The following is a 24,511-nucleotide window of genomic DNA, read 5'->3' as shown; positions in this document are numbered from 1 at the left end:
CAGTGATTCACCGTCACCGACCTTTCCTGATGATAAGTTGGTAGGGCTTGTAATGATGCAGGGAGACGGCTGAATGCCCCTAGCAGGTAAGCAAGTTGAAGCATCGGGGACGCAATCTGTCACGATCAGTTTCGCCGGATTCAACCGAGCCTGGGCAGCCTGGATCGGGGACCGTCTCGAACGGCGCGGAGTGCGTGTCTTCTATCAGCGCTGGGATCCGCAGGACGATGCCACGCTGGAGGAATCGCTCCAGGACCTGATGCTTGCTCCGGGGCGCATTCTCGTCGTCCTCAGCGAGTGGTACTTCCAGCTCGGTCCCCGGAGCCATGACGAGTGGAACAGGGCGCTGCGGAACGTCGTCGCACTCGACCGCGAGCGCTTCGCGGCGGTCTCGCTCACCACGGCGGCGCTGCCTGCCGCCACCTCCGTCTTCGGAGCCGCCGATCTCACCAACGTCGGCGCCGCCGAGGCCGAACGCCGCATGCTGGTCAGTCTCTCCCTGCCCACGGACCCGCTGCCCGACCAGGCGGACACCAGGCCCGGGCCGCGTTTCCCGGCGGACACCCCCGAGGTCTGGGGCGGAGTTCCCCGCCGCAACACACGCTTCACCGGACGCGAGCGCCTGTTGGGCGACACCTATCACGCGTTCCAGGGCGCCGGGCGGGGCGCCGGTGTCGTCACGTTCCACGGGATGTCCGGCGTGGGGAAGACGCAGCTGGCCGCCGAGTACGTCTACCGGTTCGGCTCCGAGTACGACGTGGTCTGGTGGGTACCGGCCGACCGGCGGGCCCTGTACCGCCAGAAACTCGCCGAACTCGCCCCCGAACTCGGTCTGCCCACCGGCGCCGAGTACGGCGAGCGGCTCCGGGCGGTCCGCGATTCCCTGCGGCGCGGCGATCCGCATTCCCACTGGCTGCTCGTCCTGGACGGCGCCGACGAACCCGAGCACATCTGGGACCTGGTACCGACCGGCCCCGGCCATGTGCTGATCACCTCGCGCAACCCGGAGTGGGGCGAGCACAACAGCAATCTCGTCGAGGTCCCGGTCTACAGCAGGGACGAGTCGGTCTCGTTCATCCGCCGCCGTGCACCCCGGCTGACCCCTTCCGACGCGGACCGGCTCGCCGAGGCCCTGGAGGATCTGCCCCTCCTGCTCGACCAGACGGCAGGCTGGCTCAACGACTCCGACATGTCGGTCGAGGAGTACATCGAACTCCTGGGCGGAGGCATCGACCAGGATGTGGTCAAGGTGTCCGCGGACTTCCCGCTGGCCTTCCAGACCGCCTGGTCGATACTGCTGAACAAACTCAGGGAGACCGTCCCCGAGTCCGTCGACCTGCTGCGCCTGTGCAGCTTCTTCGCGCCCGGTTCGATTCCGGTGCGGCTGCTGAAGGACATGCCCTCGGGCGATCTGCCCGAGCAACTGGCCGGGCTGATGAACGACCCGCTGCTGTGGAACCGTGCCATCAGCCAGCTCCGCCAGTACTCCGTGGTCCGCCTGGAGTCCCACGAGTCCTCGGACGACGAGGTGTCCATCGCCGGGGAATCGGTCTACCTGCACCGCATGGTGCACCAGATCATCGGCAAGGACATGCCCGAGCGGGACCGGGAGGAGTTCGCCGGCGTCGTACGGCGCGCGCTCACTGCGGCGGACCCCGGCCGGCCCATCGACTCCCGGCAGTGGCCCGCCTACGCCGAGATCACACCGCACCTCAAATGGGCCGATGTCCTGCGCAGCACCGATCCTGCTGTGCACACCCTGGTGCTCAACTGCCTGCGTTACATGTACTTCTCCGGGGAGTACCGGGCGGGCATCAAGCTGGCCGGGCGGGCCATGACCGCCTGGAAGGAACTGCTCGGCGAGAACCACCCGCGGATCTGGGACCTCAGCTACAACTACGCCAACCTGCTGCGGTCCGTGGGCAACTACGCGGAGACCGCAGCCATGGAGCAGGCCGCGGTGGATCATCTGCGCAGGGAGCGGGGCGAGAAGGACCTGGAGTTCCTGCGGGCCTGCAACGGCCTCGCCGCGGATCTCCGAGGGCTCGGCAGGTACGTGGAAGCCTGGGAGATGTCCCAGCGGCTGCTGGAGTCCTACCGCGAAATCCTCGGCGAGGACTCCCGCACCATCACCGCCCAGAACAACCTGGCCATTTCGCTCCGTCTGCTCGGCCGCTACGAGGAATCGCGGGACCTCAACCGGAGCACCCTGGACAAGCACAGGGACCGCCTGGGACACCGCCACGGCTGGACGCTGAGCTCCGAGATCAACTACTCGACCGATCTGCGGCTCCTGGGCCGGTACGCCGAGGCCGAGTCCCTCCAGACGCGAAGCACCCGCATGCACCACATTGTCCTGGGCCAGGACAATCCGCAGACGCTCCTGTCCGAACACAATCTGGCCCTGTGCCTCTACCGCGGTGGTGACCGGACCGCAGCGGCGTCCCTCTTCACCCGCGTACTCGAGCGCAGCGAACGGGTGCTCGGCGAGGACGACCCCCTCACCATGATGTTCGCGGCCGGACAGAGCTGCTTCGCACGCGAGCACGCGGACATCGACCAGGCGAGGGCGATAAGCGAACGCGTCATCGACGGGTACGTACGGATGCTCGGCGAGAACCACCCGTACGTAGCGGGGGTCCGTTCCAACCATGCCCTGATCCTGCGCAACGTCGGAGAACGGGAGCAGGCGCACGTCCTGGGCGAGAACGCGCTCCTGGACATGACGCGCGCCGTCGGTGAGAACCACCCGTGGACCCTCGGCGTCGCCATCAATGCCTCGGCGCTGCGCAATCTCGTGGGTGAGCCGGAGTCCGCGGCGGCCCTGACGGAATCGGTCATCGTGCGTGCGGCCGAGGCGCTCGGCCGCACGCATCCGCTCAGCCTGTCCGCCCGCATCGCGTACGCGGCGGATCTGCGCGGCACCCGGGACCGGCGGCGGGCCGACAAGGTGGAGAGCGAAGCGCTGGGCGACCTGGTCTCGACGCTGGGGGCGCAGCACGTGCACACGGTCTCGGCGCGTTCACGCAACCGGCCCTTCTGGGATTTCGAGCCGCAGCTGATCTGACGTCCCGCCGGAGACCGCCGCACCCCGCACAGACCGAAGGGCCCGGCACCGCGAGACGATCGCGGTGCCGGGCCCTTCGGTTCGTACGTCTGCCGGTCAGGCCTCGAAGACCTCGGCGACCAGCTGAGCCTGCTCCGCCTGGTGCCGCTTGGCCGAGCCGACCGCCGGGGACGAGCCGTGCGGCCGCGAGATGCGGCGCAGGCGCTCACCGTGCGGGACGTCGGCGCCGACGGCGAGGTCCAGGTGGTCGATCAGGTTCAGGGCGATGAACGGCCAGGCACCCTGGTTGGCCGGCTCCTCCTGGGCCCACAGGTACTTCTCGGCGTTCGGGTACTTGGCGATCTCGGCCTGGAGCTCGGCACCCGGCAGCGGGTACAGGCGCTCCAGACGGATGATCGCCGTGTCCGTGACACCGCGCTTCTCGCGCTCGGCCTCCAGGTCGTAGTAGACCTTGCCGGCGCAGAAGACAACCTTGCGGACCGCATTCGGGTCGACCGAGTCGTCGCCGATCACCGGGCGGAAGCCGCCGGTGGTGAACTCCTCCGCCTTCGACGCCGCCGCCTTGAGGCGGAGCATCGACTTCGGGGTGAAGACGATCAGCGGCTTGTGGTGCGGGTTGTGCACCTGCCACCGCAGGAGGTGGAAGTAGTTCGACGGCAGCGTCGGCATGGCGACCGTCATGTTGTCCTGCGCGCACATCTGGAGGAAGCGCTCCGGGCGGGCGGACGAGTGGTCCGGGCCCTGGCCCTCGTGGCCGTGCGGCAGCAGCAGCGTGACGCCGGAGGTCTGGCCCCACTTCTGCTCGGCCGAGGAGATGAACTCGTCGACGACGGTCTGCGCGCCGTTGACGAAGTCACCGAACTGGGCCTCCCAGATGACCAGCGACTCCGGGCGGGCCAGCGAGTAGCCGTACTCGAAGCCCATCGCCGCGTACTCGGAGAGCAGCGAGTCGTAGACGTTGTAACGGGCCTGGTCGTCGGTCAGGTAGAGCAGCGGGGTGTAGTCCTCGCCGGTCACCTGGTCGACGAGGACCGCGTGACGCTGACCGAAGGTGCCGCGGCGGGTGTCCTGGCCGGCGAGCCGGACCGGGGTGCCCTCCATCAGCAGCGAGCCGATGGCCAGGGTCTCGCCCATGCCCCAGTCGATTGTGTCGTTCTCCACCGAGGCGGCACGGCGCTGCATCTGCGGCATCAGGCGCGGGTGGACCGTGATCCGCTCCGGGATGTTGACCTGGGACTCGGCGATCCGCTTCACGACCTCCTGGGAGACCGCGGTGGTGACGGCGACCGGGAATTCGGGCTGTGCCTCCGGGACATGGGTCTGAGCCGGGTGCGAGGATGTGGCTTCGCGGACCTCCGCGAAGACCTTCTCCAGCTGGCCCTGGAAGTCCTGGAGCGCCTGCTCGGCCTCTTCCAGCGTGATGTCGCCGCGACCGATGAGGGACTCGGTGTAGAGCTTGCGCACCGAGCGCTTCTTGTCGATCAGGGTGTACATCTGCGGGTTGGTGAACTCCGGGTTGTCGCCCTCGTTGTGACCGCGGCGGCGGTAGCAGATGAGGTCGATCACGACGTCCTTGTTGAACGCCTGGCGGAACTCGAAGGCGAGACGGGCCACCCGGACGACGGCCTCGGGGTCGTCGCCGTTGACGTGGATGATCGGCGCCTCGATCATGCGCGCCACGTCGGTGGCGTACATCGAGGAACGCGACGACTCCGGGGCGGCGGTGAAGCCGACCTGGTTGTTGATCACCACGTGCACGGTGCCGCCGGTGCGGTAGCCGCGCAGCTGCGACATGTTGAGCGTCTCGGCGACGACGCCCTGGCCCGCGAAGGCCGCGTCGCCGTGGAGCGCGACGGGCAGGACCGTGAAGTCCGTACCGCCCTTGTTGATGATGTCCTGCTTGGCGCGGGCGATGCCCTCCAGGACCGGGTCGACCGCCTCCAGGTGCGAGGGGTTGGCGGCCAGCGAGACCTTGATCTGCTCGCCGTCCAGACCGGTGAAGGTGCCCTCGGCGCCCAGGTGGTACTTCACGTCGCCGGAGCCGTGCATCGACCGCGGGTCGAGGTTGCCCTCGAACTCCCGGAAGATCTGCGCGTACGACTTGCCGACGATGTTCGCCAGGACGTTCAGCCGGCCGCGGTGGGCCATGCCGATGACGACCTCGTCGAGGCGGGCCTCGGCGGCGGAGTCGATGACGGCGTCGAGCAGCGGGATGACGGACTCGCCGCCCTCCAGCGAGAACCGCTTCTGGCCGACGTACTTGGTCTGCAGGAATGTCTCGAACGCCTCGGCGGCGTTGAGGCGGCGCAGGATCCGCAGCTGCTCCTCGCGCTCCGGCTTCGGGCGCGGACGCTCCACCCGGTCCTGGAGCCACTTGCGCTGCTTCGGGTCCTGGATGTGCATGAACTCGATGCCGGTGGTGCGGCAGTACGACTCACGCAGCACACCGAGGATGTCGCGGAGCTTCATCATCGTCTTGCCGGCGAAACCGCCGACCGCGAAGTCCCGCTCCAGGTCCCACAGGGTGAGGCCGTGCTCGGTGATGTCCAGGTCGGGGTGCTTGCGCTGGCGGTACTCCAGCGGGTCGGTGTCGGCCATGACGTGGCCGCGGACCCGGTAGGAGTGGATCAGCTCGAAGACCCGCGCGGCCTTGGTGACGTCGTCGTCGTGCGAGGCGTCGATGTCCTTGAGCCAGCGGACCGGCTCGTAGGGGATGCGCAGCGCCTTGAAGATCTCGTCGTAGAACTCGTTCTCGCCGAGCAGCAGCTGGGCCACGATCCGCAGGAACTCGCCGGAGGCGGCGCCCTGGATGACCCGGTGGTCGTACGTCGAGGTCAGCGTCATGACCTTCGAGATGCCCAGCTTGTTCAGGGTGTCCTGGGACGTGCCCTGGAACTCCGCCGGGTAGTCCATCGCGCCGACACCCATGATGAGGCCCTGACCGGGCATCAGGCGGGGCACCGAGTGGACGGTGCCGATGCCGCCGGGGTTGGTCAGCGAGGCGGTGACTCCGGTGAAGTCGTCCATGCCGAGCTTGCCGATGCGGGCGCGGCGGACGATGTCCTCGTACGCCTGCCAGAACTCGAAGAAGTTGAGCGTCTCGGCCTTCTTGATGGCCGCGACGACCAGCTGGCGGTCGCCGTTCGGCTTCACCAGGTCGATGGCCAGACCGAGGTTGACGTGCTCCGGCTTGACCAGGGTCGGCTTGCCGTCCTTCTCCGCGAAGGAGTAGTTCATCGACGGCATGGCCTTGAGGGCCTGCACCATCGCGTACCCGATGAGGTGCGTGAAGGAGATCTTCCCGCCGCGGGCGCGCTTGAGGTGGTTGTTGATGACGATGCGGTTGTCGAAGAGCAGCTTCACCGGAATGGCGCGGACGGACGTGGCCGTCGGCAGTTCCAGCGAGGCGTTCATGTTCTTCGCAACGGCGGCGGACGGACCGCGCAGCGTCACGTACTCGGGGCCCGCGGCCACCGCGGTGGCCGGGGCCGCCTTGGCGGGGGCCTTCGCGGCCGGAGCGGCGGGCGCCGCGGGCGCGGCCTTCGCCGGAGCGGCCGGAGCGGCAACCGCAGGGGCCGCCGGGGCGGCGGGTGCGGCAGCCGGGGCCGGAGCCTGGGCCACGGGCTGCGCAGGAGCGGCCGGCGCGGCGTGGTTGGTCAGGGCCGGTGCGGTGGCGGCCTGGGCCGGAGTCACCGCAGCCCCCGCGGCTGCGGCGCCGGGAACGGGCTTGTCCGCCGTGCCGGACGTACCCGGCTTGTAGTCGGCGAAGAAGTCCCACCAGGCGCGATCGACCGAACTGGGATCCTGGAGGTACTGCTGGTAGATCTCGTCGACGAGCCACTCATTGGGGCCGAACGCGGCAGCCGGGTTCGAGCCCGGGCTGGCTTGGTCGGTCGAGATGCTCGAGTTACTGGGGGACTGAGACGACACGGCGGCAACCGCCCTCTTCCGCTTCACAAGGTGATGGACAGCGGAAATCAAGGCTACGCCTCCTTGACCGTTCCATGCAGACCGGGCCGGTCTTCGTCGTGCAAGTCACATCAAAGAGCGGGTTTCGGCGCTGGAAATGGCGGGAAAACAAGCGTGGTTCCGCTTCACTCCGGGTACGCGTGGCCGCGGCTACGGCCACGTGGACCATATCCCCTCGTGGGACGACACGTAGAACGTGCCCTTCCGGTTCGAACCCTAAGTCAACTGCGCGGTTGAGGGATCCCCGGAAGAGTGACCTGGATGCGGCAACCGCGAGCCGATTCGGCCACTCCGATGCGACCGCCGTGCAGATCCACGGCCCAACGGGCGATCGCCAGGCCCAGACCCGTACCGCCGTCACTGCCCGGACCGTGCGGGGACGGCACCTCGCCACGGTTGAAACGCTCGAAGACCCGGTGCCGCTCGGACTCCGGAATGCCCGGACCCTCGTCCAGGACCTCAAGATCCAGCGACTCCGGCAGTGCGCCGCGCCGCGCCCGCACCGTGACCCGGCCGTGCGGCGGACTGTGCTTGACCGCGTTGTCGATCAGATTGGCCACCACCTGGTGGAGCCGCTCCGCATCCGCGTGCGCGGTCAGCTCGGGCGGCGACACGTCCAGATGGAGATGTACGTCGTTACGGGTGTGGTTCCCGGAGCCGGAGGACAGCCGGCGGTGCGAGGCGGCGAGGTTCGCTTCCTTCAGCACGCCCGAGAGATACGGCCACACCTCGAAACGGCGGGCCTTGAGGGTGACCACCCCGTTGTCCAGCCGGGACAGGTCCAGCAGCGTCTCCACCAGCCTGCCGAGCCGCTCCGTCTGCTTCAGCGCCGTGCGCATGGTCTCCGGATCGGCGGCGGAGACCCCGTCCACGACGTTCTCCAGGACGGCTCTCAGTGCCGCGATGGGAGTGCGCAGCTCATGCGAGACATTGGCCACCAGCTCCTTGCGGTGCAGGTCCACGGCCTCCAGGTCGTCCGCCATGAGGTTGATCGTCTGCGCCAGATCGCCGAGCTCGTCGCGCCGGCCGGCGCCCCGCACCCGCCGGGTGTAGTCGCCGTGCGAGATCGACCGGGCCACCCTCGTCATCTCGTCCAGCGGAGCCGTCAGCCCGTGCGCCACGAACTGGGTGATCAGCAGCGTCGCGATCACCGAGAACACCGTGATGAACCGCAGCTCGGTCCTGGTGCGCACCGCCACCATCAGCAGTCCGGTCGTGATGAACACCGAGACCACGACGAGCGTGCCCAGCTTGGCCTTGATCGAGAAAGGGCGCAGTCCGGACCCGGGCCGGGTCATGGCGCCGGGGTCTCCAGGGCGTAGCCGACACCGTGCACGGTACGGATCCGTTCCGCACCGATCTTCCGGCGCAGCGCCTTGATGTGGCTGTCGACGGTACGGGTGCCGGAGGCGTCCGCCCAGTCCCAGACCTCCGCGAGCAGCTGCTCCCGGGAGAGCACCGCGCGCGGTGTGTTGGCCAGGCAGACCAGCAGGTCGAACTCGGTCGGCGTCAGGTGGACGTCCTCCGCGCGGACCCGGACCCGGCGCTGCGCGTGATCGATCTCCAGCTCGCCGAGGCGCAGGATGCCGCTGCGCGGCGTCACCGCGGCCAGCGCCGCGCGCTCGACCCGGCGCAGCAGCACGTGCACCCGGGCCGCCAGCTCACGCATGGAGAACGGCTTGGTCATGTAGTCGTCGGCGCCGACACCGAGGCCGACCAGCATGTCGGTCTCGTCGTCCCGGGCCGTCAGCATCAGCACCGGCACCGGCCGTGTGGCCTGCACCCGGCGGCACACCTCCAGGCCGTCGAAGCCCGGAAGCATGATGTCGAGCACCATCAGGTCGGGCTGCCAGGCCTCGGCCGCATCCACGGCCGCGGGGCCGTCGAGCGCGGTCTGCACCAGAAAGCCCTCGGCCCGCAGGCGGGCGGAAATGGCGTCGACGATCGTTGCGTCGTCCTCGACCACCAGCACCCGGCGCTGAGCGCCCGGGGTGGCCGCGACACCGTTGTGGGTGGTGTGTGTCTGTTCCATCGCCCCGCCCCTGCCCGTTCTCGCGGGGGTCATTCCCCCGGACGCACGGTCTTCGCTTGTGAATTTCGTGGGTGATCCCGTTTGCCGTTCAGCAGCGTAAAGCCAGCAGACTGTTCCCGGCTACGCAGGGTGTAACGGCACGGGAACGGGTTGGACGCGAGCAGGTGGCAGAGTGTCTGCCTTGTGGCGCTTGGCCCCCGGGCGTCCAGGGGCCCCGGATACCCGGTGGGGGAACCTCAGCCGTCCCGAAGTGCGAGATGAACCACGTCGGGCACACCTCGGGCAACACGCACCTCTTCCGTCCTTACCTCACTGAATCCGGCATTCTGCAGGGCCTGTTCAAAGGCGGCGGACGGCTGCGCCGACCACACCGCCAGCACCCCACCCGGATTGAGCCGCTCCCGGCAGTCCGCCAGGCCGGAAGCGGAGTAGAGACTTCCGTTGTCCTCGGTGACGGTCCAGTCCGGTCCGTTGTCGATGTCCAGACACAGTGCGTCGTAACGGTCAGTAGTCGTACGCAGATACGTGACGAGATCCGTCGCCAGGATCGCCGTCCGTGGATCGGCGAGCGCCGCACCGGAGATCCGGGCCAGCGGCCCGTCCAGATGCCAGTCGATGATCGCCTTCTCCCGCTCGACCACCGCGATGCGCCCCCAGCGCGGCTCAGCGGCGGCATGCGCCAGCGAGAAGCCGACCCCGAGCCCCCCGACGAGCACGGCCGGATCCGTCCGCCCGGCGGGCAGTGCGGCGAGTGCGGCATCGATCAGCAGCCGTTCGGAGCGCCCGTCTGCGGTGTCCATCAGAAAGCACCCATTGGCGATGATCTCGAAGTCGTCCCCCCGCTCGCGCAGGACGACCTCCCCGTACGGTCCTTCGCGGCGGTCGAGTGTGACGGGGCTGTGAGCGGTGCGGCGGTCGGCGGTCGGCATGTCCTCGGTCTCCGGTAGGAGGCGGGCGGATTCCCACCATCCTCGCCGGACGGCGCCGCCGGGGCCAGGGAATCAGTGGATCAGGGCGGGGCGTGAGGAGTCGAAGGGTGTGGTCACCGGGGCTCCGGCCGTGCGCCGCGCACCACCAGGAGCGCCACCCCGGCCAGGTACGCCGCCACTGCCACCACCCACGCAGCCCCCTGCGGCCCCGGCTGCATCGGCCAGGCCCAGACGGCGGCCGCGCCGCCCGGGGTGCGGGGCGCCGTCAGGTAGACCGCTCCGCCGTAGACCGTCATCGGCAGCCAGCTCGGCCGGGCACCGATCAGCGTCACCGACCCGGCCGCCACTCCGGTCGCCCCGAGCACGTTGCGCACCATCCCCGGCGCGCCGAACGCCTCAGGATGCCCCGGCACCGCCAGCGCGAGTGCTCCGGCGGCGAACACGGTCAGGGTCAGCAGGTGCAGCAGCCGGCGCGGCCACCAGGGGCGTACGGCGGTCCGGTCCAGCTCGGCGGTGTACGCGTGCATGCCGGTGGAGATCGCGGCGGAGGCGAGCAGCGGAGCGAGCACCAGGACCGGGACGCGCCCGGTGTGGCTGAAGTGGTCCTGCAGCCGGTCCGCGGCCCAGGCGGCGACGAGCACGATGGCGGTCAGGGCGGCGGTGGTCTGGGGGAGGGCGCGGGAGCGGATGTAGAGGAGCGGTCCCTGCGCGGTGCTGTTCACAGGGCCGGCGGTAGCGGGGCAGCCGGGGAGTGAGGTCGTCGCCCAGGAGAGGGGTGCAGAGGCAGGCGAGGAAGAACCCGAGGTCGTTGCGCTCGAGTTCGCTGAGCAGGGTGTCGGCGCCGAAAAGGAGGATGCCGACGCCTTCGATCACGTCGAACGAGGCGTCGAGAGCGGCTTCGACGGTCCGGGCGGCGGCCCGGTCGGTCTCGGCAGGCTCGGTGTGCAGGGCGAGCAGCAGGTCCAGGTCGGAGACGCCGGGAATGGCCGTGCCCCGCGGAATGCTGCCGTAGAGGTAGGCGCTGTGCAGCCGCGTGGCGTCGAACGCGTCGGTGATCCGGGAGCGGGTCGCCTCGACCACGGGGGTGAACGCTGCCGGCACGCGGCTCAGCGAGCCTTCACGTCGGATCGTCCCGTCCTCGGCCAGGCCCCTGTCGGCCACGCGTGTGTCACCCATGCGGGCACTCTCCCCCGTGCGCAGGGCAGCGGCGAACGGATTATGCAGGTGGCGGGCGCGGCGGAAGGAAGATCGCTGAGAGCGAACGCAGCCCCGGGAACATTAAGTCGCTGAGGAGCATTGAGTCTGCATAGCTCAACTTGAATGCCGAAGGGGAGATCATGGCTACTGAGTCCCACGCGGTCACTCCGCTGACCTTGCCTGTGCTGCCGCTCGACGACGAGGTCGTGCTGCCCGGAATGGTGGTTCCTCTCGACCTGTCCGACACCGATGTGCGGGCGGCTGTGGAGGCCGCGCAGGCTGCCGTCCGGCCGGGTGGCGGCAAGCCCGAGGTGCTGCTCGTGCCGCGGATCGACGGGACGTACACCGGCACAGGTGTGCTCGGTACCGTCGAGCAGGTCGGCCGGCTCTCCGACGGAGACCCCGGCGCGCTCATCCGCGGCCGTGACCGGGTGAGGATCGGCGCCGGGACCACCGGACCCGGGGCCGCGCTCTGGGTGGAGGGGACACGCGTGGACGTGTCCGTCCCCGAGCCGCTTCCCGGTGTCGCCGCCGAGCTGGTCAAGGAGTACAAGGCCCTGGCCACCAGCTGGCTGAAGAAGCGCGGCGCCTGGCAGGTCGTGGACCGGGTCCAGCAGATCGAGGACATCTCGGCGCTCGCCGACAATTCCGGTTACTCACCCTTCCTGACCACCACCCAGAAGGTGCAGCTCCTGGAGACCGCCGACGCGGTCGCCCGGCTGAAGCTCGCCATCCAGTGGCTCGGCGAACACCTCGCCGAACAGGATGTCGCCGAGTCCATCGCCAAGGACGTCCAGGAGGGTGTCGACAAGCAGCAGCGCGAGTTCCTGCTGCGGCGCCAGCTCGAAGCCGTACGCAAGGAGCTGTCCGAGCTCAACGGCGACCCGGAGGACGAGTCCGACGACTACCGGGCGCGCGTCGAAGCCGCCGATCTTCCCGAGCACGTCCGTGAGGCCGCGCTCAAGGAGGTCGACAAGCTGGAGCGCTCGTCCGACCAGAGCCCCGAGGGCTCCTGGATCCGGACCTGGCTGGACACCGTTCTCGAACTGCCGTGGGCCGAACGGACCGAGGACGCGTACGACATCCGCGCCGCCAAGGAGATCCTCGATGCCGAGCACGCGGGCCTGGAGGACGTGAAGGAGCGGATCACCGAGTACCTCGCCGTGCGCAAGCGCCGTGCCGACCGCGGCCTCGGAGTGGTCGGCGGGCGCCGCGGTGGTGCGGTGCTGGCCCTCGTCGGGCCTCCCGGCGTCGGCAAGACGTCCCTCGGTGAGAGCGTCGCGCACGCCATGGGGCGCAAGTTCGTCCGCGTCGCGCTCGGTGGTGTGCGGGACGAGGCGGAGATCCGCGGCCATCGGCGTACGTACGTCGGTGCGCTCCCCGGACGCATTGTCCGCGCCATCAAGGAGGCCGGTTCCATGAACCCGGTCGTCCTGCTCGACGAGATCGACAAGGTCGGCTCCGACTTCCGCGGCGACCCGGCCGCGGCGCTCCTCGAAGTCCTCGACCCGGCGCAGAACCACACCTTCCGCGACCACTACCTGGAGGTCGAGCTCGACCTCAGCGACGTCGTCTTCCTGGCCACCGCCAATGTCCTGGAAGCCATCCCGGAGGCACTGCTCGACCGCATGGAGCTGGTCAGGCTCGACGGCTACACCGAGGACGAGAAGGTCGTCATCGCCCGCGACCACCTGCTCCCGCGCCAGCTGGAGCGGGCCGGTCTGGAGAAGGACGAGGTCACCCTCGACGAGTCGGCGCTGCGCAAGCTGGCCGGCGAGTACACCCGCGAGGCGGGCGTACGCAACCTGGAGCGGGCCGTCGCCCGGCTGCTCCGCAAGGTCGCGGCCCAGCACGAGCTGGGCGACCGCGAGCTCCCGTTCACCGTCACCGACGAGGACCTGCGGGGTCTCGTCGGAAGGCCGCACCACGTCCCCGAGTCCGCCCAGGACCCGGCCGAGCGCCGCACCGCGGTGCCGGGCGTGGCGACCGGACTCGCGGTGACCGGTGCCGGAGGCGACGTGCTGTTCGTGGAGGCGTCGCTGGCCGATCCGGAGACCGGTGCCGCCGGACTGACCCTCACCGGCCAGCTCGGCGACGTCATGAAGGAGTCCGCGCAGATCGCACTGAGCTTCCTGCGGTCGCACGGCGCCGAGCTGGAACTGCCCGTCGCCGACCTCAAGGACCGGGGAACGCACATCCACTTCCCGGCGGGCGCGGTCCCCAAGGACGGCCCCAGCGCCGGTATCACGATGACGACGGCACTGGCTTCGCTGCTCTCCGGACGGCTGGTCCGTACGGATGTGGCGATGACCGGTGAGGTGTCGCTGACCGGACGGGTGCTGCCGATCGGCGGCCTGAAGCAGAAGCTGCTGGCCGCTCACCGGGCCGGGATCACCACCGTGGTGATCCCGAAGCGGAACGAGGCCGACCTGGACGACGTCCCGGCCGAGGTCCTCGACAAGCTGGAGGTCCACCCGGTGACGGATGTCCGGCAGGTGCTGGAGATCGCTCTCGCTCCGGCTTCGGCCAGGGCGGAGGAGAGGATCCCGGCCGCGGCGTGAGCGCCATGGCGTGACGGGCGTGGCATGACGTGCGCGGCCGGTCGGACGGCCCGTACCCCCGAGAGGGCGGTGCGGGCCGTTCCGCATGTCGCCGCGTATCCGCGTATCTGCGTATCCGGGCATCCGGTGGCGGGCCGTGCTCAGGGGCGGTAGATGGTGCCCGGTTCCGGCTGGGCCGGAGCCATCAGCTGAGGGACCGTCACAAAGGTGTAGCCGCGCTCCTTCAGCGCGTCGATGATGCCCGGCACCGCGGGCACGGTCCCTTTGTAGATGTCGTGCAGCAGGATGATGCCGTCCTTGCTCGCCTGGTCGAGTATCCGCTTCTTGATCAGCGCGGAGTCGGTCGTCGAGTAGTCCTTGGCGGTGGCGCTCCAGAGGATCTGTGCGAGCCCCAGATCCTTGCTGATGCCGGAGACCGTGTCGTCGGTCCGGCCCTGCGGCGGGCGCATCAGCCGCGGTTTCCTGCCGGTGATCTCCGCGATCGCGTCCTGCGTCTTCTCCAGCTCGGCGCGTATCTCGGCGGGCTTCCTGTCCGTCAGGATCTTGTGCGACCAGGTGTGGTTGGCCACCTCGTGGCCCTCCGCCTGGAGGCGGCGCACGGTGTCGGGGTGCTTGAGCACGTGGTCCCTGCCCAGCAGGAAGAACGTGGCGTGCACCTTCTTGTCCTTGAGGATGTCGAGGAGATGCGGGGTGTCGTCGCCCGGACCCGCGTCGAAGGTCAGCGCTATGCACTTCGCCTTGCGGCAGTCCACCGGGCCGAACGAGCCCTTGGCGTCGGATGCCGCGTCCGCCCGTTGTGAGGCCGGGGCGACGGTCTGCATCGAGCAGCCTCTCAGCGCCAAGGTGAGCGCCGTCACAAGAGCGGCGGCCAACCCCGTGCCGATCGACTTCGTCTTCCTGCGCAAGGCGGATCACTCCCTCGTGGTTGAACGGTGCGCACGGCGTGGGACAAGCAGGGACTATACATGCGGTGTATACATCGAATGCATAGGGGGCTCGGGATCCTGCTTGCGACGTGTGGTGCCCGGCCGGTGCGGGGCCTGTCGGTGCGGTGGACGCGACTGAGCCCCGGCGACGGGGTGCGTCACCGGGGCTCAGCGGGGCGGGGCTCAGCCGTTGGCGAGTGCCTGTACGCGGTCGAGGGCGCCGTTGAAGTGGTTGTGGTCGCCGACGTACGGGCCGGACGACGTGTACTGCCAGATGGTGTAGTAGCTCCAGCCGGCCGGGAGTTCGCCCACGGTGGTGTTGTAGCGGGCCACCCAGAGCGGGTCGGTGGTGGCGAAGCTCGAGTTGTTGCCGGTGCAGGTCTGCCACCAGCTGGTCGCGGTGTAGATGACCGCGTCGCGACCGGTGGGATCTGTGCACGGGCATTGCGTGCCTCCGAGGTCTCGGTGGGGGGATCTGCCGACTCAGGGGGCGGCTCGGCGCGCCCCTGTGACAAGTGATGGTGTGGACATGTCATGAGAGACGCTACGCACGTAGACCCGTGCGGCGGAAGGGGGCCTGGGCGCTGCCGTTGGTCTACGCCTGCGAAATACTGGCGGAGCTGCGGCGATGACCAGCGGTGAAAGAAACTTTCAGCGGCAGGAAAGCTCATGAGGGGTGTTGACGTGCACGGGAGCGAAAGCGGTAGTGGGCCCGGCGCGACCGGGGCAAGTGGTGTGGACCAAGAATTCCTGGCACTGGAGCGGGAGTTGGCCGTCTTCCTGCGCCGGGCACGGTCGAGCTCCGGCGAAATGGCACGCGAGGTCCACCCCGAACTGGAGGCCGCGGCGTACGGGCTCCTCGTACAGCTGGAGTCGGCCGGACGGCAGCGGGCCACCGATCTCGCGGCGTACTTCGGGGTCGGCAAAGCGACCATGAGCCGTCAACTGCGTGCCCTGGAGGACCTCGGACTGGTGGCGCGCGAGCCCGATCCGGCCGACGGGCGGGCCTCCCTCGTCCATCTCACCGACGAGGGACTCGCACGCTACCGCAGCGTTCGCGACGCCCGCCGCGAGCGGTACGTGCGCAAGCTCGCCGACTGGGACCGGGCCGAGGTGGCGGAACTGGCCCGGCTGCTGCACCACTTGAACGCCCGCGCCGAGGAGTGAACGCGGGCCGCCGCCGAACCGGGCCCCGAACCGGACGCGAGGCCCCGGGGCAACCCCTGCCCGAGTGGCCTACAGCAGCGCGTAGACCGCCGTGGCATCGTCGTGCGTCTTGCCGTGCCGCAGATACGCACGCTCCGCGTCCGCACCCTCCAGTGCCCTGACCCGGTCGATCAGCCCCTGTGCGCCTTCCTTGTGGAGCACCCCGAGGCAGGCCGCCCAGCCGCCTTCGCTGAACATCTCCGTCCAGCGGCTCGCCCCGTCCGTCAGCGCGGCCATCGCTCGCACCTCCGCGCGCGGCGTCCGCCCGGTCACCGCGCGGGCCGCCACCGAGGGGTCGGCAGCGGCGGTGAAGAAGCCGCCCTCCTTGTTCCGCACCTGCGCGTCGGCGATCGCCTCGGTGGCCAGGGAGCCCGGCGGCAGCCGGTCGAGCCGGTCGTCGAGCAGCGCGCGTACCGAGCCGTCCGTCGACTCGATCAGCAGCGCCGAGTCGGAGAGCACCAGGTGTTCGATCTCGTGTTCGTCCCAACGCGCCATCACGACGGTCGCCTGCGGCGTACGCACGTGAGAAAGGTCACAGCAGGAGCGGTGTGCGTCGGCGGTGCGCCGGATGGACTCGGCGAGGATCTCCGTGAGGGCCAGATCTCGCCGCGAACCCGACAGTTCGACCAGGGAGCCGCCCAGCCGTGCGGTGAACCACGGGACGGAGTGCACACAACCGTCGTCCCCCTGCGGCGGAGTGACGCCGTCGAGCAGGACCAGCGTCCCGCCCTGGCCGGAGGCGGGAAGTGCGGTGGCTGCCCAGTCCTCGTTGGGGCGCTCGGGGCTACCGGGGACGGTGGCGAGTTCGATACGCATACGGCCAGTCTGCACGATGCCTTCACCGACCCTGCACGCGCGCGGCGTTGGGCCGTACGAGCAGGTCAGCCGTCCCCCGTGAGCGGAAGGAATGGCTCCGAGCGGGGTGCGGGCGGGCATCCTGCCAAAGCCTGCGCGGAAGTTCCAGCCCACGGCCCGGGTGTGCGCGACGATGCGCGTGGAGAGACTTGTTCGTCAACTCTGGAGTGATGTTCACTCGTTCAGGTGGCGGAGCGGTTGATGCGGGCCCCCCTCTCAAAAGCACTGGAATGGTCAGAAGCCGTACCAGGGGTCGGGGTGCCGCTCCATGTGACCGAGCGTCACCTCTGCTTCAAGGGTGGACGAGTCAAGATTGCGAGCACCGGTGCAGAAGAAGCGGCCTCGGAGCAAGGGCAGCAAGCGAAGCGGTTCCGGGGCGACACCTCTGCCGCCGGCCGAAGGTGAGCCCACCCGGCGCACCGTACGCGTACGCAGCCGGCTGGTCGCCGGTGTCGCGGTCGTCGGTATCACCGTCATTGCCGCGGGCGCGCCCGCGGCGCTCGGCGCCTCAGCCGAACTGAACGAGTCCCAGCGGTTGGTCACGCTCGCCGAGCTGAATCAGCAGGCGGTGGCGCTTGCGCACGCCCTCGCGGACGAGCGCGACGAGGTCACCGCCTACATCGCGAGCGGCCGGGACGAGAAGTCCGGCCCCAAGAGCGACGGACCCAGCAGCCGCAGCGCCCGCGTCGACCAGCAGGTCGACGAGATCCGCGCCACGGCCCCCGCGGGGCTGCGCCGCGACCTCTCCACGATCCCCTCGCTGCGCCGCACCGCGCTCACCGGCAAGGGCTCGGCGCTCGCGGCCCATCAGGCGTACTCCGAGGTCGTCGCCAAGCTGCAGGACCTCGCCGACGAACTCGCCGAGAAGACCCCGCCGCGGGCCGCCGAGGCCACCCGTGCGCCCCTTGCCCTCGGCCAGGCGGCCGAGCAGGCCTCCGCCACCCGCGGGCTGCTGGTCGCCGCGCTGTCGGTTCCCCGCGCAGTGGCCACCGTCCCGCAGATCGACCCGTTCACCGGGCTGCCCGTGCAGACCCAGGACGAGGGCCCGAGCGAGGACGACCGCAACCGTGACGAGCTGAGCGCCGCTGCTCAGCAGGCCAGGGTCCGCGAGCTCGCTGCGCTCGCCGACTTCGACCAGGCCGCGGGCTCCACCGCCCGCGAGAAGCTCTCCTCCACCGTCACCGGGCCCGAGGTCAACAGCGCGGAGAAGTACCTCGCCGCGCTCACCGACCGCCCCGAGCTGTCGGACTCCGACCAGCGGGCCGACCGGAAGAAGGTCGAGGCGGCGCTCTCCGCCCGCATCGACCGGATGCGCAGCGCCGAGTCCGCACTCGGCACCGCCCGGATCCAGCGACTGGAGCAGCTGCGCGACGACGACGTCACCGCGCTCGAACTGCACATCGCGCTCCTCGGTGGCTGTCTGCTGATCGCCGTCGGCGTCTCCACCGCCGTGGCCCGCACGCTCACTCAGCCGCTTGCCGTCCTGCGGATCGGCGCCGCCCGCCTCGCCGCCGAGCCCGGCACCGCCGAGCCGGTCCGTTACACCGGCCGCAACGACGAGTTCGCCCAGGTCGTACGGAACCTCAACGCTCTGCACGGCAAGCTGCAGGGGCTGCTCCACGAGTTCAACGGCCGGTTCGAGAACCTGGACAAGGAGCGCGGCGAACTCATCGCCGGGCACGAGACCCTGTCCCTCCAGCGCGCCGAACTCCAGGTCCGCACGGCCGACCTGGCCGCCCAGCTGGAGCGGATGAAGAACACGGTCCACCACACCTTCGTCAACCTTTCGCTGCGCACCCTCGGCCTCGTCGAGCGCCAGCTCGGCGTCATCGAGAGCCTGGAGGAGCGCGAGCAGGACCCGGAGCGGCTCTCCACCCTCTTCAAGCTCGACCACATGGCCACGGTCATGCGCCGCCACAGCGAGAACATGCTGGTCCTCGCGGGCGCCGAGCACGGCCACGGACACTCCGGCCCTATCCCTCTGGTCGACGTCCTGCGCGCGGCCATCAGCGAGATCGAGCGGTACGAACGGGTCACCATCCAGTCGCTGCCGCCGCACGCCCAGCTCGCCGGCTTCGCCGCCGACGACCTCAGCCACCTGATCGCCGAGCTCCTGGAGAACGCGACCTCCTTCTCGCCGCCGGATTCCCATGTCCAGCTCTCCGGCTGGCTGCTGGAGTCCGGCGAGGTGATGCTCTCCGTGCAGGACGAGGGCATCGGGATGTCGTCCGTACGGATGGGCGAGCTCAACGCCCGGCTGGCCGACCCGTCCTCGTTCGAGGCGGGCCAGCAGAGCGCGGACGGAGCGGGCCTCGGACTCCAGGTGACGTCGCTGCTGGCGGCGCGGCACGGGGTGCGGGTCCAGCTGCGTGAGCAGAAGGGCAGCGGTGTGACGGCGGTCGTCGTGCTGCCGCAGGCGCTGCTCCCGAAAGCGCCGCCGACCGCCACCCCGCCGCCGGTACGGGTGCCGGGGGAGGCGCCCGCGCTCAACCTGCCGGGATCGGTGGCCGAGGCCAACTCCAACTCCCTGCCGGGCCGGACGCTCGCGCTGCCCGGTGACCGGCTGATCGCCGCGGCCGAGCAGTCGATCCGCGACGCGGGAGCGGAGCCCGGCACCGAGCCGGTGGCCGCGCCTGCACCGGGGCCGGCCGTAACCGGGCCGGTGGCCGCCGAGCCGCCTGCACCTGAGCCGGTCGCTGCCGAGACCGAGGCCGAGACCACGATGCAGTTCCGGCTCCCCGAGGTCCCGGAGACCTTGCCGGCCCCGGCGGCGTCCGACCCGTACGCCATCGGACCGGACCGCCACGAGCGCACCGCGGACGCGAGCCAGGAGCCCTTCGCCGTTCCCGCCCCGGCCGTCACCACCGTCGCGGAGGCCATCCCCGGCCCCAGGGAGCCGGAACCACAGCAGCAGCCGCAGGGTGTCCGCATCACCGACAAGGGGCTGCCCAAGCGCACCCCCAAGGTCGTGAAGCCCGCTTCCGCCCCGGCCACCGAGCGCAAGGGCAGCCTGGACAAGGAAGCGCTGCGCCGTCGCCTCGGCGGCTTCCATCAGGGCGCGAAGGACGGCCGCCGCGATGTCGAGGCGGAGATCGCCGAAGGCGTCGGCAGTGCCGTCGGCGTCGACCCGGCCCTCGACGTCGACCGGGGCGAACGCACCGTACAGACCGAGTACACCGAGCTGGCAGACCGTTCCGGCGGTCGAACCGATGACACGGGGGACACAGTCGAGGAGGCACGCAGTTGACTGCGCCCAGCACATTCGGGCTGAGTACCGAAGCCCGGAACCTTCACTGGTTGCTGAGCAATCTCGTCGAGGAGGTGCCAGGGGTCCACTCGGTCACGGTCGTCTCGTCCGACGGACTGATGCTGCTCTCCTCCGACCCCGGCCACCACGCAGCCAGAGTGACGGGTCGGCAGGACGGCCCCAGGGGCTCCAGCGCCGACCTCGCGACCATCGTCTCCGGCATCGGCTCCCTCACCATCGGTGCCGCGAAGCTGATGGACAGCGGAGGCGTCAAGCAGACCATGGTCGCCATGGACGAGGGCAGCGTCTTCGTCATGTCGATCAGCGACGGATCCCTGCTCGGCGTGCACGCCACCCCCGACTGCGACATGAGCGTCATCGCTTACCACATGGCGCTCTTCGTCGGCCGTGCCGGACACGTACTCACCCCCGAACTCCGCAGTGAACTGCGCAAATCGATGGAGAGCGCCCAGTGATGCCCGCTGCTGAACCCGCCCGCAGGCTCCCCGTCCGCGGTTCCGACCGACGGCCTGCCCGGGTCCGCCCGTACTCGCTCACCGGCGGCCGCACCCGCTTCGGTCACGTCCTCCTCGTCGAGACGTTCGTGGCCGCGCTCGAAGCGCCCGAGGAGCGCCGCGAGCTCACCAACGGCAACCTCGCCACGCGGGTGATGCCGGAGCTCCAGGCCATTGTCGAAATCTGCCGCCGCATGCGTACGGTCGCGGAGATCTCGGCCCTGTTGAAGATGCCGCTCGGCGTGGTCCGAGTGCTGCTCAGCGACTTGGCCGACCAGGGAAAGATCCGTGTGTACGGGACCGGTCACGGCACCGGCCAGCCCGACCGCGCACTGCTCGAAAGGGTGCTGAATGGACTCCGCCGTCTCTGACTCGCTGCTGTCCGTCCCGCGTCAGCCGGGACCGGAGAGCCAGACCGAAGAGTCACTGCAGGCATGGCAGCTGGACCACACCAGGGCTCCCATAGCCACGAAGATCGTGGTCGCGGGCGGGTTCGGCGTGGGCAAGACGACCTTCGTGGGATCGGTCTCCGAGATCACCCCGCTGCAGACCGAAGCACTGATGACCCAGGCCAGCGAGGAGACCGACGACCTCACCGCGACGCCCGACAAGGTCACCACGACCGTCGCGATGGACTTCGGCCGTCTGACCCTCGACGACGACCTCGTGCTGTACGTGTTCGGGACTCCCGGACAGCAGCGCTTCTGGTTCATGTGGGACGACCTGGTGCGCGGCGCGATCGGTGCGGTCGTGCTCGCCGACACCCGGCGGCTCTCCGACTGCTTCCCCGCGCTCGACTACTTCGAGAGCTGTGGACTGCCCTACATCGTGGCCGTCAACCACTTCGAGGGAACACCCGGATTCGAGCCGGAGGACGTCAGGGAGGCCCTGACCATACCCCCGCACGTACCCGTTGTGATCATGGATGCGCGTAACAGGATCACTGTCGTCGAGTCGCTGCTGGCCCTTGTGGGCCACGCTCTTGACGCCACACCCGCATAGACACGACACGCGCACGTACACGTAGACGTAACGGAGAACCGCGATGCGGAAGATACTCATAGTCGGAGCCGGCCAGTCCGGTCTTCAGCTCGCCCTCGGACTGCAGTCCAGTGGGTACGAAGTCACCCTGATGTCCAACCGCACGGCCGACGAGATCCGGTCCGGCCGGGTCATGTCGACGCAGTGCATGTTCGACACCGCGCTGCAGCACGAGCGCGACCTCAAGCTCAACTTCTGGGAGTCCCAGGCCCCGCGCATCGAGGGCCTCGGCGTCTCGGTCGCCGCCCCCGACTCCTCGCGCGCCATCGACTGGGTCGGCAAGCTGGACGGCTTCGCCCAGTCCGTCGACCAGCGCGTGAAGATGGCCGGCTGGATGGAGACGTTCGCCCAGCGCGGCGGACAGCTCGTCATCCACGGTGCGGCCGTCTCCGACCTCGACTACTTCTCGCGCACCTACGACCTGGTGATGGTCTCCGCGGGCAAGGGCGAGCTGGTCTCCATGTTCGGCCGGGACGCGTCCCGTTCGCCGTTCGACGCCCCGCAGCGGGCGCTGGCCGTCGCGTACGTACACGGCATGGGCCCGCGCCCCGAGCACCCCGAGTTCGACGCGGTCCGCTGCAACCTGGTCCCGGGCGTCGGCGAGCTCTTCGTGATGCCGACCCTGACCACGTCCGGCCGCGCCGACATCCTGTTCTGGGAGGGCATCCCGGGCGGCCCGCTGGACGTGTTCCAGGGCATCAAGGACCCCTCCGAGCACCTCGCGAAGACGCTGGAGCTCATGGAGCAGTTCACGCCGTGGGAGTACGCGCGTGCCACCAAGGTCGAACTGACGGACGCCAACGGCACTCTGGCGGGCCGTTACGCCCCGACCGTCCGCAAGCCGATCGGCCGGCTGCCCGGCGGCGGTCTGGTGCTCGGCGTGGGGGACGTCGTCGTCGCCAATGACCCGATCACCGGTCAGGGCTCCAACTCGGCCTCCAAGTGCGCCGACGCGTACCTTCGGTCGATCATCGAGCACGGCGACCGTCCGTTCGACGCCGACTGGATGCAGTCCACCTTCGACCTCTACTGGGACACCGCGCAGCACGTCGTGAAGTGGACGAACGCCATGCTCGGCGTACCGCCGGAGCACGTGCTGAACCTGATCGGGGCCGCCGGTCAGCTCCAGCCGGTCGCCGACCGCTTCGCCAACGGGTTCGACAACCCGGCGGACTTCGACAACTTCTTCTTCGACCCGGAGAAGACGAACACGTACCTGGCTCAGGTATCCGGGGCCGCGTCGGCCGCCTGACCTGCGAAGCAGCGGTTAGCGTTGGTCAACGCTGGTGGTTGTGGGCCGTCCTCGGACGGCCCACAGACGACCCGAAGGGAGAGCTCAGCCAGCAAGCGGCACCGGGTGCGGAACAGCTGGAGTACTAAGGGGCGCTAATAGAACCGGTCGAAAGCCCGGCTGTAGCCCTCGTCGTAGCCGTCAGGGAAGCCCCGCGCCCACTTAGCGTCCCTCGCGCTGTAGCCGTAGCCCTGGTTTCGATACCTGGAACTGCGGTCGCAGTCGTCCTTCGCATCGGAGTATCCGTTGCGGAAGTCCTGCCGGTAGCCGTCCTTGTAAGGACGGGCGACGGCGTCGTGCTCGGCTGTTGCCTGCGCAGGTTTGGGAGCGGCTGACGCCTGTGAGATGACCGCTGGCACGAATGTCAGGCTGCCGGCGAACAGAGCTGAGCAGAGAGTCGCGAACGCCTTGTTGGTGCGCATAGGATTCTCCTTCGGTCTGCGAGTATTGGCATGCGCTTTCATGCTTCTCCGGGCCTGACCCCGGCGCGACATCAGCTAGGTTCCGCATGCGAAAGGCCCGTGACTGGTCATCAGTCACGGGCCTTGATGGCGTTGGTGCGTTCCGCACCGGCTTTCAGACGCATTCCGTCACGTCTCGCCTTTGAGGGCCCGCACTACTTTCGTGCCACGTCCGCCACCGCGTCATGGGCAGTCGAACGCCTAGCGGAAGAAAAAGCGACCAGGTAAAGACATCGATGGATCCACCTGAGGCAAGCTCATCGGCAAAGGCTAACTCCGTTAGTTGAAGTCGGCAGTGCCGCCGAAGAAATCCGCGCCGCCGAGGGGTGCTGCCCGCGCTGGACGCCCCCATCTCCCCCCATCTCCCTGTCAACCTGATATCACACGACATCACCAAGGAATCCGAATTCCTCATGAATGCCTATGCGATGGGCCTCTCGTTTGACAACGAGAGCTCAGAGTCGTCCTCTGGGATGAAGAGGCGCGTGAACGTGCCGCCGCTGCGAGCAGTCGATGCCGACCGATGAGCTTTACCTCGTGGTGTTTCCGAGATCGATCCCTTGACTGGAGGCTGTCATGCGTTGCAAGTCGACACTCATCTTGCTCGGCCCGGCACTCCTCGCCTCACTCACGCTTTCGCAGGTGACGGGCGCCGGAGTCGCGCTCGCCGAAACGCCGGCGAGCAAAACCTCGAGCGCCGCCCTCCCGGCCGTAGGACAGCGATGTGAAGATCTCAAAGCGGCAATGAATCATGCTGCCGCGATGCTAGATCATCTGGGGGAGGGCGGACTCACGTCTGACGAAGTGGCGTACAGCGACCAATGGGGTGCTGCATATATCATTGCCTTGATGGCATATAACCGAGAATGTAAGGGCTATAACCCCTACCACCCGGGCCACCACTTCGAGAAGGACCCACCCAAGCTCAAGGCGCCAACCGCAACCCGAGTCAACTAGCCTCGATCTTTCGTGACGGCCCGTCGAATTCTTCGACGGGCCGTCACGAAAGATCGAGGCTAACTTCCCGACTTCGAACGCGACTCGAACTTGACCAGCGTTTTCTCAGTTAAGCAAAGCGACCGCGCAGGCATGGGAGAGTAATGCTCAAGCCCTGTCGATGCAAACATTCAGTGCGACCGCAGCGTGTGACGGTTTCGGGTGTGTGGTGACGGCTGGTGACCGAGTGGTCAGCGGCTGTCGGAGCGGGGGTGTCA

General features: G+C 69.1%; 16 protein-coding genes and 2 pseudogenes. 8 read left to right on the top strand and 10 right to left on the bottom strand.

The genetic code is table 11. From position 1 onward, the window contains the following. Nucleotides 1–73 precede the first annotated feature (73 nt). Nucleotides 74–3,067 (top strand): FxSxx-COOH system tetratricopeptide repeat protein, encoded by a 2,994-nt coding sequence (gene fxsT / locus ABZV38_RS06065; RefSeq protein ID WP_356325017.1) that lies wholly within the window; start codon nt 74–76, stop codon nt 3,065–3,067. Between the two features lie 96 nt (nt 3,068–3,163). On the opposite strand, the gene ABZV38_RS06060 is transcribed toward fxsT, so the two are convergent. The 6 genes and pseudogenes from ABZV38_RS06060 to ABZV38_RS06035 form a co-directional block, all read right to left on the bottom strand. Then, nucleotides 3,164–6,997 carry a multifunctional oxoglutarate decarboxylase/oxoglutarate dehydrogenase thiamine pyrophosphate-binding subunit/dihydrolipoyllysine-residue succinyltransferase subunit gene (locus tag ABZV38_RS06060; RefSeq protein ID WP_356325015.1) on the bottom strand — a complete coding sequence of 1,278 codons (3,834 nt, stop codon included), beginning with the start codon at nt 6,995–6,997 and terminating at the stop codon, nt 3,164–3,166. Nucleotides 6,998–7,257: 260 nt separating this feature from the next. Further along, nucleotides 7,258–8,334 carry a HAMP domain-containing sensor histidine kinase gene (locus ABZV38_RS06055; protein WP_356325013.1) on the bottom strand — a complete coding sequence of 359 codons (1,077 nt, stop codon included), beginning with the start codon at nt 8,332–8,334 and terminating at the stop codon, nt 7,258–7,260. Then, nucleotides 8,331–9,068, bottom strand: coding sequence for a response regulator transcription factor (locus tag ABZV38_RS06050; protein WP_267001914.1), 738 nt, complete (start codon nt 9,066–9,068; stop codon nt 8,331–8,333). Before ABZV38_RS06050 ends, ABZV38_RS06055 begins: the two co-directional genes overlap by 4 nt. A gap of 236 nt (nt 9,069–9,304) precedes the next feature. After that, a complete protein-coding gene (locus ABZV38_RS06045) occupies nt 9,305–9,997 on the bottom strand; it encodes a spermidine synthase (protein WP_356325011.1) in 693 nt (230 codons plus the stop codon). Nucleotides 9,998–10,110: 113 nt separating this feature from the next. Further along, complete coding sequence (locus ABZV38_RS06040) at nt 10,111–10,719, bottom strand: hypothetical protein (protein WP_356325009.1); 609 nt, start codon at nt 10,717–10,719, stop codon at nt 10,111–10,113. Nucleotides 10,720–10,726: 7 nt separating this feature from the next. Then, nucleotides 10,727–11,173 (bottom strand): annotated as a pseudogene (locus ABZV38_RS06035) (nucleotidyltransferase); the annotation flags it as partial. A gap of 161 nt (nt 11,174–11,334) precedes the next feature. On the opposite strand from ABZV38_RS06035, the gene lon reads away from it, so the two are divergent. Next, nucleotides 11,335–13,755 carry an endopeptidase La gene (gene lon / locus ABZV38_RS06030; protein WP_356325007.1) on the top strand — a complete coding sequence of 807 codons (2,421 nt, stop codon included), beginning with the start codon at nt 11,335–11,337 and terminating at the stop codon, nt 13,753–13,755. A gap of 140 nt (nt 13,756–13,895) precedes the next feature. Here the strand turns inward: lon and ABZV38_RS06025 are convergent, their stop codons facing one another. Then, complete coding sequence (locus ABZV38_RS06025; protein WP_356325296.1) at nt 13,896–14,576, bottom strand: polysaccharide deacetylase family protein; 681 nt, start codon at nt 14,574–14,576, stop codon at nt 13,896–13,898. 288 nt (nt 14,577–14,864) lie between these two features. Further along, nucleotides 14,865–15,107: pseudogene (locus ABZV38_RS06020) on the bottom strand (GH25 family lysozyme); the annotation flags it as partial. 258 nt (nt 15,108–15,365) lie between these two features. On the opposite strand from ABZV38_RS06020, the gene ABZV38_RS06015 reads away from it, so the two are divergent. Then, entirely contained in the window at nt 15,366–15,848 is a 483-nt protein-coding gene (locus ABZV38_RS06015) for a MarR family transcriptional regulator (protein WP_356325294.1), read from the top strand. 69 nt (nt 15,849–15,917) lie between these two features. Here ABZV38_RS06015 and ABZV38_RS06010 read toward each other — a convergent pair whose 3' ends face one another. Further along, the gene (locus tag ABZV38_RS06010) at nt 15,918–16,703 is read right to left on the bottom strand and encodes a hypothetical protein (RefSeq protein WP_356325005.1); all 786 of its coding nucleotides are present in this window, start codon (nt 16,701–16,703) and stop codon (nt 15,918–15,920) included. 364 nt (nt 16,704–17,067) lie between these two features. Between ABZV38_RS06010 and ABZV38_RS06005 the strand changes: the two genes are divergently transcribed. Genes ABZV38_RS06005 through ABZV38_RS05985 form a run of 5 tightly spaced genes read left to right on the top strand, consistent with a single transcriptional unit; the run spans nt 17,068 to nt 22,797 of the window. Continuing rightward, nucleotides 17,068–19,989 carry a nitrate- and nitrite sensing domain-containing protein gene (locus ABZV38_RS06005; protein ID WP_356325292.1) on the top strand — a complete coding sequence of 974 codons (2,922 nt, stop codon included), beginning with the start codon at nt 17,068–17,070 and terminating at the stop codon, nt 19,987–19,989. After that, nucleotides 19,986–20,465 (top strand): roadblock/LC7 domain-containing protein, encoded by a 480-nt coding sequence (locus ABZV38_RS06000; RefSeq protein WP_355945593.1) that lies wholly within the window; start codon nt 19,986–19,988, stop codon nt 20,463–20,465. The genes ABZV38_RS06005 and ABZV38_RS06000 overlap by 4 nt, the downstream gene beginning before the upstream one ends. After that, a complete protein-coding gene (locus ABZV38_RS05995; RefSeq protein WP_356325002.1) occupies nt 20,465–20,875 on the top strand; it encodes a DUF742 domain-containing protein in 411 nt (136 codons plus the stop codon). Before ABZV38_RS06000 ends, ABZV38_RS05995 begins: the two co-directional genes overlap by 1 nt. Next, nucleotides 20,856–21,506 (top strand): ATP/GTP-binding protein, encoded by a 651-nt coding sequence (locus tag ABZV38_RS05990; protein ID WP_356325000.1) that lies wholly within the window; start codon nt 20,856–20,858, stop codon nt 21,504–21,506. Before ABZV38_RS05995 ends, ABZV38_RS05990 begins: the two co-directional genes overlap by 20 nt. A gap of 43 nt (nt 21,507–21,549) precedes the next feature. Further along, nucleotides 21,550–22,797: a styrene monooxygenase/indole monooxygenase family protein gene (locus ABZV38_RS05985; protein ID WP_356324998.1), complete on the top strand. Its 1,248-nt coding sequence runs from the start codon at nt 21,550–21,552 to the stop codon at nt 22,795–22,797. Between the two features lie 134 nt (nt 22,798–22,931). Here the strand turns inward: ABZV38_RS05985 and ABZV38_RS05980 are convergent, their stop codons facing one another. Next, nucleotides 22,932–23,258, bottom strand: a complete 327-nt coding sequence (locus ABZV38_RS05980; RefSeq protein ID WP_356324997.1) for a hypothetical protein — start codon at nt 23,256–23,258, stop codon at nt 22,932–22,934. Between the last annotated feature and the right edge of the window lie 1,253 nt (nt 23,259–24,511).

Origin of the sequence: Streptomyces sp. NPDC005181 (assembly GCF_040608395.1) — a bacterium.
Classification (GTDB): domain Bacteria; phylum Actinomycetota; class Actinomycetes; order Streptomycetales; family Streptomycetaceae; genus Streptomyces.
The sequence above is the reverse complement of the archived record's forward strand: the minus strand, read 5'-3'. Positions and strand labels throughout refer to the sequence as shown.